This window comes from Neisseria sp. HMSC075C10 (assembly GCF_001815615.1).
Taxonomy (GTDB): Bacteria; Pseudomonadota; Gammaproteobacteria; order Burkholderiales; family Neisseriaceae; genus Neisseria; species Neisseria subflava_A.
In genome coordinates this window covers 157412-169948 of the sequence record NZ_KV821262.1, presented here as the reverse complement: position 1 = coordinate 169948, position 12537 = coordinate 157412, and the positions used below count along the sequence as shown (strand labels likewise).

Sequence of the window (12537 nt, the reverse complement as noted above, 5' to 3'; positions counted from 1 at the left end):
CGGCCTTTGTTTTGACTATGCTTTATTCAGCCCAGTTTTTCTTCTTACTGGTTTTACCGATACCAGGGTTGAAGCTGTTGGTCGGATCAAGTTTTTTATAGAACTGTTTCAGCGCAGGCTTGGCTTCATACAGATGACCGACGTTGTGCTCGGCAGGATATTGCGCACCACGTTGGTCAAGCAGATGGAGCATTTCATGTTCCAAGGCCATGCAGTCGTTGCCTTTTTTAATGATGTAGTCCTGATGGAACACATGACACATAAAATGTCCGTAATACAATTTATGGATGATTTTATTGTCGATTTCCGGCGGCAGTGTTTCAAACCAATCACGGTCATCACGGCGCAAGGCAATATCGAGCGCAACTAAATCTTCTACCTCATCATCATGCACGGCACGATAGCGGATCGCGGCAGAAGCCACGGCGAAACGATGCAACATGGCCGCCTGCGTTTCTTCGGCATTACATTCAAAGAATGCGCCACCATGAGTTGCAAAATATTCTTTCAAGAACGTGCGCGCTTCTGCTACGCCTTCGCCACCCATTTTCAAGATCAAATGGTGTTCGTATTTGTCGCGATAATTTCGCATAGATTTAGGCAAATGATCCGGCAGAATTTTGCTGACCAGCTGCATGAATTTATCGGAAAAATGCTTAGGCAGGAAGCTGACTTTTTTACCGAATCTATCGACGCGCGCTTTAAAATCAAACAATTTCGGCAATTGATGCGTACCGAATTTCTTAATCACATAGAATGTGTCTTTGCCATATACATCGGCAATATCGAAAGCCTCACGGTGGATATACTCGCCGGAAACAGGCAGGCTTTTAAATTCACCCAAAGCGGCGCGACGGATATCGGTCAATTCATTGATGTCATTGGTGCCGATATAGAACACGGCAGTTTGTTTTTCTTGCGGGAAAGTATCCAGACGCACGGCAAATACCATCAGCTTGCCCGCGCAGCCTGAAGCCTCGTAATGGCGTGCTGGGTCGGCATTAAAGCGTGCGGCCGTCGGCTCATCCACTTTGCGTACATGGTCGCAATAAGCATGGTCATGGCCCTTGCCGGCATCTTGCGTAATGTCTTTTCGCTGATAATGAAAACCTTGCAAGTTGGTCAAAATCTCTTCAGGGGTTTCGCCCAAATCAATGCCCAAATGGTTGACCAGCTCCAGTTTGCCCTCTTCGTTGATTTGTGCAAACAGAGCCATTTCCGTATAAGCCGGGCCACGCTGTACCAATGCACCGCCTGAGTTATTACATACGCCACCCAATACAGATGCGCCGATACAGGACGAACCGATTACAGAGTGCGGCTCACGGCCTAAAGGTTTCAGCAGCAGCTCCAATTGATTCAGGGTAGAACCGGGCAGGCAGACAACTTGTTCGTTATTGTTAATCGGCTGAATGATGTTCAGACGCATGGTATTCACAATCACGATATCGCGGTCGTAATCATTGCCGTCAGGAGTCGAGCCGCCGGTCAGACCGGTATTGGCAGCCTGCGTAATCACGATAACATCAGCCTCAACACACGCCTGCAAAATTTGCCACATTTCCAACACCGTACCCGGACGGACAACTGCCAGCGCCTTACCTTCGCCAAAACGGTAGCCTTGACGGTATTGTTCAGTTTTTGCCGGGTCTGTGATGATGTATTTTTCGCCGACGGTTTGCGTCAGCCGACTGATTAATTGTGTAGCATTCATTGCATACTCCTTGAGAGATTAATATATTTATTAGATTGCAAGCATTGTAGTAATCCGTTCAATCAAAGTAAAGGCAAAACCCGTTTTTTAAACTCATCTTTTAAATAAACAAAAGGCCGTCTGAAATTTTCAGACGGCCTTTTGTTTCAAGCTTGAACAATCAAATTATTCAGCTGCTTTCTCTTCGCGAGCAGGAGCTTCAAGCAAAGCTTTGATAGACAGGCGTACGCGGCCTCGATCGTCTACTTCCAATGCTTTCACGTTCACAACCTGACCTACTTGCAGGTAGTCGCTGACATTGCGTACGCGCTCGTGGGCGATTTGACTGATGTGTACCAAACCGTCTTTACCCGGCATCACACTGACAATCGCACCAACGTTGTTGTCGAGGATTTTAACCACAGTACCTTCGTACACTTTGCCCACTTCCACTTCGGCAGTGATTTCTTCGATACGTTTTTTCGCTGCATCGCCTGCTTCTTGAGTAGTCGCAGCGATAGTGATGGTACCGTCTTCAGCGATATTGATTTCAGTACCGGTTTCAGCAGTAATCGAACGAATGGTTTCGCCGCCTTTACCAATTACATCACGAATTTTATCTTGGTTGATTTTCATGGTGAACAAGCGTGGCGCGTGTGCAGACAACTCTTGTGGGCCTGCAACGGCGGCTTTCATCTGATCCAAGATGTGCAAACGCGCTTCTTTGGCTTGAGCCAAAGCGATTTGCATGATTTCTTTGGTAATACCTTGGATTTTGATGTCCATTTGCAGCGCGGTTACACCTTCTGTTGTACCGGCTACTTTAAAGTCCATATCGCCCAAATGGTCTTCATCGCCCAAGATGTCGGTCAGAACGGCAAATTTGTTGTTGTCCAAAATCAGACCCATGGCGATACCGGCAACGTGTGCTTTCAAAGGCACACCGGCAGACAACAGGCTCAAGCAGCCGCCGCAGACGGAAGCCATAGAGGAAGAGCCGTTGGATTCGGTAATTTCAGAAACCACGCGCATGGTGTAGCTGAAATCTTCAGGTTCTGGCAATACGGCCAACAATGCACGTTTAGCCAAACGGCCGTGACCGATTTCACGACGTTTTGGCGCACCTACGCGACCCACTTCGCCGGTAGAGTATGGAGGGAAGTTGTAGTGCAGCATGAAGCGGTCGGTGTATTCGCCGGACAGCGCATCAATGATCTGCTCGTCGCGTGAAGTGCCCAAAGTTGCAACAGCCAAAGCTTGGGTTTCGCCACGGGTAAACAGTGCAGAACCGTGAGTGCGCGGCAATACGCCGGTTTGAATGTTCAGCGGACGAACAGTGCGGGTATCGCGACCGTCGATACGCGGTTGGCCGTCCAAAATTTGGCTGCGGACAACATCGGCTTCCAAGTGTTTGAAAATGCCTTTGATTTCGTTGGCTGCCAAAGTGTCGGTTTCTTCGGTAATCAACGCTTCTTTTACAGCACTCCAAGCTTCGTCCAATTTGGCAGAACGTGCTTGTTTTTGACGGATTTTGAACGCTTCTTTAATGGTTTCACCGGCAATTTCGCGTACTTTTGCAACCAATTCTTCATTGGTTTCAGGTGCTTTCCAATCCCAAACTTCCGGGTTGACTTCATCGGCAAACTCATTGATGGCATTAATGGCCACTTGCATTTGATCGTGACCGTAAACAACCGCACCCAGCATCACTTCTTCAGACAAGATGTCGGCTTCGGACTCCACCATCAACACGGCTTTAGAAGTACCGGCAACAACCAAGTCCAATTGTGATTTGGCCAATTCGGCTTTAGTCGGGTTCAAAACGTACACGCCGTTTACATAACCAACGCGTGCCGCACCAATCGGACCAGCAAACGGTACGCCGCTCAACACCAGCGCGGCAGATGCACCCAACATTGCAGGAATGTCAGAATCAATTTCAGGGTCAACAGACACCACCATCGCTACGATTTGGATGTCGTGGTAGAAACCTTCAGGGAACAGAGGACGAATCGGACGGTCGATCAGACGGCTGGTCAGGATTTCTTTTTCGCTTTGTTTGCCTTCGCGTTTGAAGAAACCGCCGGGGATTTTACCTGCGGCATAAGTACGCTCGAGGTAATCGACAGTCAGAGGGAAGAAGTCTTGGCCTTCTTTCACTTCTTTATTGGTAGTAACGGCAACCAAAACAACAGTGTCGCCCATGGATACTTTAACGGCAGCAGCGGCTTGGCGAGCGATTTCGCCGGTTTCCAAAGTAACGGTTTGATTACCGTATTGGAAGGTCTTAACGTGTTTATTGAACATTATTGTTCCTTTCAAAATACCGCACTGCTAAAACACTAATAATGCACACTAAAATCCGAATGTGCATAGTTAGGGTTTCAGACCGTGCGGCAGGTTATAAACAAGCTTTCAGACGGCCTTTAAGGCGCTGAAAACAACTCTCGATTATAAAGGCAACCATCCTTAAAATCCAGTATTTATACAATAAAAAGGCCGTCTGAAATATATCCTTTTCAGACGGCCTTCAAACTTAAAAATCAATCCTGAGTCAGCAAAGTCAATGCTTCTTGATATTTTTCGACTGTTTTTTGAATTACATCGGCAGGCACTTTAGGCGCAGGCGCTTTTTTATTCCAACCGCTTTGCTCCAGCCAGTCGCGGACAAATTGTTTGTCAAAAGACGGCGGATTGGTGCCGACTTTGTATTGGTCTGCAGGCCAAAAACGACTGGAGTCAGGCGTTAATACTTCGTCCATCAAAGTCAGCGTACCTTCTTCATCCAAACCAAATTCAAACTTGGTATCGCAAATGATAATACCGCGAGATTTCGCATATTCGGCCGCTTCTGTATAAAGCTGAATCGCTTTGGCGCGCACCTCCGCCGCCAATTCTTTTCCGATGATGCGTTCGCATTCTTCAAAGCTGATGTTTTCATCATGATCGCCAACTGCGGCTTTGGTCGATGGCGTAAAAATCACTTCGGGCAACTGTTGCGCTTCCTGCATACCTTCAGGCAGTTGAATACCGCAAACAGAGCCTGTCTTTTGATAATCTTTCCAACCGCTGCCTGCCAGATAACCGCGCACAATAGCCTCCACTTTCACCGGAGTGAGTTTTTTAGCTACAACAGCGCGTTTTTCTAAAACTTTGGCTTCGTTTTCTGGCAAAACATCGTAAACCGTATGGCCGGTAAAATGGTTAGGCATGATATGAGCCAGTTTTTTAAACCAAAAATTGGAAATCTGCGTCAGAATCTCCCCTTTACCCGGAATCGGATCATCCAAAATCACATCGAATGCAGACAGACGGTCGGAAGCAACCATCAGCATACGTTTATCGTCAATTTCGTACAAATCGCGGACTTTGCCGGAGTAGATTTTTTTCAAGCTGATTTCAGACATTTCGGGTATCTCTTAGGTAGACAGAAGAATACGGTATTTTAGCCCAATTTGGAATTTTTCGTCAGATTGTTTACAAAATAAAGGCCGTCTGAAACCTTATATTTTGGTTTCAGACGGCCTTATCCGTTGATTTTAGAGAAGAACCCTGAAAATCACCATCCTATCAGATTACAGAAGCTTGAGTCTGATCTTGGATATGGTTCACAGCAGACAGAGAGTAGTAGTCGCCGTGGCCGGTTACTTGGTAAGTGCTACCATCAGCAAACTTGAAGTTTTCAACTTTGTGATTGTTACCGGTAAACCAGTCGTCGATGGTAATGCTGTCGTTAGTACCGACAGAAACAGTCAGGTTAGCACCTGATTTGCTCAGCAATACGTCAGAAGCTGCAACGCCTTTACCGAACAACAGGGTGTCATTACCGCTTTCCTCACGGATAGTGTCGTGACCGTAACCTTTGTCGAAGAAGTAAGTATCGTTACCGGTACCGCCGATCAGGATGTCGTTGCCGACACCACCGTCGAGGTAGTCGTTACCGTCTTTACCAACCAGGCAGTCGTCGCCGGACAAACCGTACAGATGGTTGTTGCCGCCGTTACCTTCGATGTTGTTGTTCAAAGAGTTACCGGTACCGTTCAGGTTTTGCATACCTTGCAAGAACAGGTTTTCAACGTGATCGGTCAAGGTGTAGTCAATAACGGTACGAACAGTATCGATACCGGCTTGTGCATTGCCGTACTCGATAACTTGGTCGTTGGCATTGTCAACGAAATAAACATCGTTACCGTCGCCACCGCGCATGATGTCAGCACCTGAACCACCGTTCAGGTAGTCGTTACCGGCACCACCTTGCAGGTAGTCTTTACCTTCTTCACCGTATAGAGAGTCACCGTCGGCATCACCGTAAATGGTGTCGTTACCAGCACCGGCATAAATTACGTCTGTGCCGTTGCCACCGTAGATGATGTCTTCGCAAGCAGTACCATAAATGGTATCTTTAGCATCAGTACCGCGGATAACGTTGCCGTCTTTGCAGTCTTCAGCTCGAATGACATTACCTGGGTTTTTGTCTTCCTGACCGTATGAGTTGTTTTGGTTATGGTCGTCAACACAGTCTTTGCAGTCTGGCTCAGGTTTCGGTTCTGGTTTAGGCTGAGGTTTTGGCTCTGGCTTAGGTTCTGGTTTAGGCTCAGGTTTTGGTTCTGGCTTAGGCTCAGGTTTTGGCTGAGGTTTTGGTTCTGGTTGCGGTTCTGGTTGTGGCTCAGGTTTAGGCTCAGGTTTTGGTTGAGGCTTAGGCTGAGGTTTAGGTTGTGGTTTTGGACATGGGATCGGTTTGATTGGATCGCAGTTGTAAGGTGGGCAAACCGGAACACATTTGTAGTTAGGCGTTTTTGCCGGTGGGCAGAAAGCCGCAATAGCAGAAACCAAACCGGTTACCGCGTTAACTACTGACACGCCGATGCTGGCAATGCTAGCAATGCTGCCGATAGAAACAGAAGATTTTGCTGCAGGAGCGCAGTAGTAAGAAGAGTAGGAAGCCTTAGGCGCAGGAGCGCAGTAAGAACTAACCAGGGGTCTAGTATAATACCCCCCGTAACAGTATGCCATAATAATTACTCCCAAAATAGTTAATAAAGATATTGAGCTGACGGAACGAGCAAATTCCGCCCTTGCTCAATTATTATTTTAGTAATATTTTTCAAAATATTTACTCAAAAATATCAAACGGTAGAATTTGCCGATAAAAGGATGGAGTTTCGCCTGTTTTTAAATTCCATTATCCTAGAAACAATAAAAACATTAACATTGATTCACAATCTATCAAACAGCATAGATCCTTTATCTATCTTGTTAAGAGCTGAACTTTAACTCTAGTTATAGTAAACAAACATAATACCAATAAGTGGTTATTATTATGGATAGATAATATCGACAATTTGCCCAAATACAGCCGCCTCTGCATTTTGTTCTACGCCAATAATGTGAATTTGTCTTATTTACATTATAATGACACGAATACCTATTCAACAGCTATCAGAGGAGATACTCAACCATGCGTACTTTATTGACCGGAGCCAAAGGCCAGCTTGCACGTTGTCTGCGCGACCGCCTGCCCGAAGATTGGGAACTGATTGCTACCGACTCTACTTCGCTGGACATTACCGATACCGAAGCCGTGCATCATATGATCAAAAACTTCCAACCAGATGCCATCGTTAATGCCGCGGCTTACACTGCCGTCGATAAAGCGGAAGAAAACGCAGAGGCCGCTTTTGCCGTCAACGCAACCGCTGTTCACAACCTGGCCGCAGCCGCCCGCGCCGCACACGCCCGCTTTATCCATATTTCCACTGATTATGTATTCGACGGCGAAGGCAAACGCCCTTACCGCGAAACCGACTACACCAATCCGCGCAGCACTTACGGTCAATCCAAAGTAGCGGGCGAGCTTTTGGCTTTAGCCGCGCATCCGGAAAGTACAATCGTCCGTACCTCATGGCTGTTTAGCGAATACGGCAGCAATTTCGTCAAAACCATGTTGCGCCTTGCCAAAGAACGTGATTCTCTCTCCATCGTTCATGACCAAACCGGTTGCCCTACTTATGCAGGCGACTTGGCTCATGCCATCATCAGTTTATTGCAACAGCCTACTTCCCCACGCGGCATCTTCCATTACTGTGGCAACAAATCGGCAACATGGTACGAATTTACCAAAGCCATCTTTCAGACGGCCCATCAATTAGACGACAGCTTCCGCATTCCGGAACTGAACGCAATCACCACCGAACAATACCCCCTGCCCGCTCCGCGTCCGGCATACAGCATTATGGATTGCTCACGCCTCGAAACCGAGTTTGGTATCAAACCGTCCGACTGGCAAAAAGCCCTGCGCGAAATTCTCCGCACAATCGACTGATAAGCTGATCCATCTATATCAAGGCCGTCTGAAAACATATTTTCAGACGGCCTCTTTGTTTCTTTTATATCAAATGCTTTATCTATCCAGTCTGTCATTTGAAAAGTGCTACAATAGCCGTTTATTTTATTTTTCAGACGGCCTGACACCATGTGCAACCATCATCCCAAACATTCACACGATAATGACACCATCCGCATCCGCGGCGCGCGTACACATAATTTGAAAAATGTCGATTTGGACATTCCGCGCCACAAGCTCGTAGTGGTAACAGGATTGTCAGGCAGCGGCAAATCGTCTCTGGCGTTTGATACTTTATATGCCGAAGGCCAACGCCGTTATGTCGAGAGCCTTTCAGCCTATGCCCGTCAATTTTTGCAGATGATGGACAAACCAGATGTCGATTTGATCGAAGGCCTGTCGCCTGCAATTTCCATCGAGCAGAAATCCACCAGCCACAACCCGCGTTCCACCGTCGGTACAGTAACAGAAATCCACGATTACCTGCGCCTTTTGTACGCACGCGTCGGTATGCCGTATTGCCCCGAACACAATCTGCCATTATCGAGCCAAACCGTGTCGCAGATGGTCGATGCTGTGTTGAAGCTGCCGGAAGACACACGCGTGATGATTCTTGCGCCGGCTGTGCGCGAACGTAAGGGTGAGTTTGTCGATTTCTTTGCCGACTTACAGGCTCAGGGCTTTGCGCGTGTACGCGTGGACGGCGAGGTCTATCAGTTGGATGAAGTGCCGAAGCTGGAAAAAAACATCAAGCACAATATCGACGTCGTCATCGACCGCGTGAAAGTGAAGGCGGACATCAAGCAGCGGCTGGCAGAAAGTTTTGAAACCGCGCTGCGCCACGGCAACGAGCGTGCGCTGGCAATGGAAATGGACAGCGGCGAAGAACATTGGTTTTCCGCGCGTTTCGCCTGCCCTGTATGTTCATACAGCCTGCCCGAATTAGAGCCGCGCCTCTTTTCGTTCAACAACCCGATGGGCTCCTGCCCGACTTGCGACGGCTTGGGCAACACCAACTTTTTCGACCCCGAAAAAGTGGTCGCCCATCCCGAATTATCCTTAGCAGCAGGCGCGATTGACGGCTGGGATAAGCGCAACCAATTCTATTTCCAAATGATTCAATCACTGGCGCATCATTACAAATTTGATGTCAATGCCGCTTGGGAAAGCCTACCGGAAAAAGTGAAAAAAGTCGTGTTGCACGGCTCGGGCAAAGAAGTCATCAACTTCACCTACCTGTCCGAACGTGGTACCACCTTCAACCGCAGCCACGCCTTCGAAGGCATCATCCCTAATCTCGAACGCCGCTACCGCGAAACCGACAGCGAAACCGTGCGCGAAAAACTGCGCGAATACCAAAACCACCGCGCCTGCCCGAGCTGCGGCGGCGCACGTTTGCGCAAAGAAGCCCGCTACGTTTACGTCAGCGGCGAACCTTTACACGAAGTCTCCGCCTGGCCGCTGACCAAAACCCACCAATTCTTCGAAACGCTGGATTTGGACGGCAACAAAAAACAAATCGCCGAAAAAATCCTCAAAGAAATCACCGAGCGGCTCGGCTTCCTGATTAACGTCGGGCTGGATTACCTGAATCTTTCCCGCTCCGCCGAAACCCTCTCCGGCGGCGAAGCCCAGCGCATCCGCCTCGCCAGCCAAATCGGCAGCGGCCTGACCGGCGTGATGTACGTGTTGGACGAACCCTCCATCGGCCTGCACCAGCGCGACAACGACCGCCTACTCGCCACCCTCAAACGCCTGCGCGACTTGGGCAACAGCGTAATTGTGGTCGAACATGACGAAGACGCCATCCGCGAAGCCGATTTCGTCGTCGATATGGGCCCCGGCGCGGGCGAACACGGCGGCAACGTACTGATTGCCGACACCCCCGAAAACGTCGCCCAATGCGAAAACTCCGTTACCGGACAATACCTCAGCGGCAAAAAATCCATTGCCGTGCCGTCTGAACGCACGCCCGTCAATCCCGACCGAATGCTCGTCCTCAAAGGCGCGCGTGGCAACAACCTCAAAAACGTAACCCTCGAACTGCCGCTCGGTTTGATTACCTGCATCACCGGCGTATCCGGCAGCGGCAAATCCACACTGATTAACGACACCCTCGCCAAAATCACCGCCCGCGAACTCAACCGCGCCCAAGAAGAACCCGCCCCATACGACGACATCCACGGCCTCGAACACCTCGACAAAGTCATCAACGTCGACCAATCCCCTATCGGCCGCACCCCGCGCTCCAACCCCGCCACCTACACCGGCCTATTCACCCCCATCCGCGAACTCTTCGCCGGTGTGCCCCTCTCGCGCGAACGCGGCTACAACGTCGGCAGATTCTCCTTCAACGTCAAAGGCGGCCGCTGTGAAGCCTGCCAAGGCGACGGCGTCATCAAAGTCGAAATGCACTTCCTGCCCGACGTGTACGTCCCCTGCGAAGTCTGCCACGGCAAACGCTACAACCGTGAAACGCTCGAAATCCAATACAAAGGCAAAAACATCAGCCAAGTCCTCGACATGACCGTCGAAGAAGCCCGCGAATTTTTCGACGCAGTCCCCACCGTATCGCGCAAACTGCAAACCCTGATGGACGTAGGCCTGGGCTACATCCGCCTCGGCCAGTCCGCCACCACCCTCTCCGGCGGCGAAGCCCAGCGCGTCAAACTCGCCCTCGAACTCTCCAAACGCGACACCGGCAGAACGCTCTATATCCTCGACGAACCCACCACCGGCCTGCACTTCGCCGACATCGCCCTGCTGCTGGAAGTCATAGGTCGTCTGAAAGGCAAAGGCAACTCGATAGTGATTATCGAGCATAATCTGGACGTGATTAAAACCGCGGATTGGATTGTGGATTTAGGGCCGGAAGGGGGAGACGGAGGTGGTAAGATTATTGCTTCAGGTAGCCCCGAGCAGGTGGCGAAGGTTAAGGGGAGTTATACTGGGAAGTATTTGAAGATGGTTTTAAGATAAACCTTAATATTATTAATTGAACGAGGTAAATATGTTTGGTATTGAAATTAAGGAAAGCATTAATAAGCTAAGAGTATGTTCGTCTGAGTTTATTAAATTTTATAAAAATAATTCACGGGATGACGCTACGAGAGTTAGCGAGGAGGCAGTCAAGTGCTTTGATTTTATAGTTAATGAAATTCTACGTATCAGAGATGTCCATAGAAAAAATGGAAATTTTAGAAATTCAGATTTTCAAAGAAGTCTAGGTGAGGATTGTGGGAAAGTGTATCAACCAGCAAATGCAACTGAAAGACAATCAATTATCACGACACCAATTTTACCTAATCCAAATAGTGATATTTGTTTTGAGGAACTAATAACAAAATTTAAACATCGTGAAAACGCGAAATTTCGTATTGAAGCAGATAATTCGCATATTATTATTTTTTCAGTTAGTGATTTTCATCGTATACCTGCAAGTATAGTTGAATTCGATGTGCAAGACTTTTGTCAAAAAGCTGAAAATGTAGCTAATTATATCTAGTTAATGCTAATCACATTACAACTAAATAATATCTATTTTATTAAAAAGGCTCTAACAATGACATATCGTCCGTATTGGAAATCTGAGTTTCAAAAATGTTTAAGTGATATTGCAAATACAGGTAATTTACTTTATTGGGAGGAGGTTTCTGAAGAATTAAGTAACTCTCCAAACATAATCTGGGAGTATGTATATAAATTTAATTTAAGAAATAAAGCAGCCTGGATTTTAATCTATTCTTCTGTTTACAAAGGAACTGATCGTTCCAGAGAGATAAGTAGCGATGCAGTAAGAATTGTTATTGTATGGAATACAAAATCGGGGTTGAAATACTATCCTGCTGCCACTAAATATAGGGTAGAAAACTTATTTAATAATGTTCAGTATGAAATTCAACAAATTGCAAAAAATTGTTTTAATCTTAATACATATGCCAGGTGGGTGGAACATATGCCTTAGCAAGCCGTAGCCCGCATACCCAACCAACCGCGTGCGTGGCTGCGCCACACACCCTACCTTTGAATCACTTGGAACTTAAAAACCAATGCGTAGGGTGTGTGCGGTACGCACGCACGCGGTTAGTTTGATTAACTGTTTGCTGCTGTAAATTTTAACTTAATCGAAATTAACGCCTTCAGACGGCATGAGAAATGGCCGTCTGAAAACTGAAAAAGCAAGCCGTAGCCTGCACACCCAACCGACCGCGTGCGTGGCTGCGCCACACACGCTACCTGTGAATCACTCGGAACTTAAAACCAACGCGTAGGGTGTGTGCGGTACGCACGCGGTTGCTTGATTAACGGGTTGCCGTTTCAACTTTTAACTTCGTTGAAGCGAACGCTTTCAGACGGCCTCCAATGTCGTCTGAAAACCTCAACTTCAACAAAGCAAGCCGTAGCCTGCATACCCAACTGACCGCGTGCGTGGCTACGCCACACACCCTACCTATGAATTACTCGGAACTTAAAAACCAACGCGTAGGGTGTGTGCGGTACG

General features: G+C 48.0%; 8 protein-coding genes. 4 read left to right on the top strand and 4 right to left on the bottom strand.

The features are described from left to right. Positions 1-22: 22 nt before the first annotated feature. The 4 genes from dld to HMPREF3047_RS06375 all read right to left on the bottom strand — a co-directional run bounded on the left by dld (position 23) and on the right by HMPREF3047_RS06375 (position 6706). Positions 23-1714, bottom strand: coding sequence for a D-lactate dehydrogenase (gene dld / locus HMPREF3047_RS06390; RefSeq protein ID WP_070712711.1), 1692 nt, complete (start codon positions 1712-1714; stop codon positions 23-25). Positions 1715-1879: 165 nt separating this feature from the next. Then, positions 1880-4000 (bottom strand): polyribonucleotide nucleotidyltransferase, encoded by a 2121-nt coding sequence (gene pnp, locus HMPREF3047_RS06385; protein ID WP_070712709.1) that lies wholly within the window; start codon positions 3998-4000, stop codon positions 1880-1882. Positions 4001-4236: 236 nt separating this feature from the next. Then, positions 4237-5100, bottom strand: a complete 864-nt coding sequence (locus HMPREF3047_RS06380; RefSeq protein WP_070460812.1) for a phosphoribosylaminoimidazolesuccinocarboxamide synthase — start codon at positions 5098-5100, stop codon at positions 4237-4239. A 163-nt stretch (positions 5101-5263) separates the two neighbouring features. Beyond that, complete coding sequence (locus HMPREF3047_RS06375; protein ID WP_283122353.1) at positions 5264-6706, bottom strand: calcium-binding protein; 1443 nt, start codon at positions 6704-6706, stop codon at positions 5264-5266. A 445-nt stretch (positions 6707-7151) separates the two neighbouring features. On the opposite strand from HMPREF3047_RS06375, the gene rfbD reads away from it, so the two are divergent. The 4 genes from rfbD to HMPREF3047_RS06355 all read left to right on the top strand — a co-directional run bounded on the left by rfbD (position 7152) and on the right by HMPREF3047_RS06355 (position 12000). Beyond that, on the top strand, positions 7152-8015 hold the full coding sequence (gene rfbD / locus HMPREF3047_RS06370) for a dTDP-4-dehydrorhamnose reductase (RefSeq protein ID WP_070712707.1): 864 nt from the start codon (positions 7152-7154) through the stop codon (positions 8013-8015). Between the two features lie 150 nt (positions 8016-8165). Then, positions 8166-11015 carry an excinuclease ABC subunit UvrA gene (gene uvrA / locus HMPREF3047_RS06365; protein ID WP_070712705.1) on the top strand — a complete coding sequence of 950 codons (2850 nt, stop codon included), beginning with the start codon at positions 8166-8168 and terminating at the stop codon, positions 11013-11015. 31 nt (positions 11016-11046) lie between these two features. After that, positions 11047-11541 (top strand): hypothetical protein, encoded by a 495-nt coding sequence (locus HMPREF3047_RS06360; protein ID WP_070712703.1) that lies wholly within the window; start codon positions 11047-11049, stop codon positions 11539-11541. Positions 11542-11598: 57 nt separating this feature from the next. Then, positions 11599-12000, top strand: coding sequence for a hypothetical protein (locus HMPREF3047_RS06355; protein WP_070712700.1), 402 nt, complete (start codon positions 11599-11601; stop codon positions 11998-12000). The last annotated feature ends 537 nt before the right edge of the window (positions 12001-12537 follow it).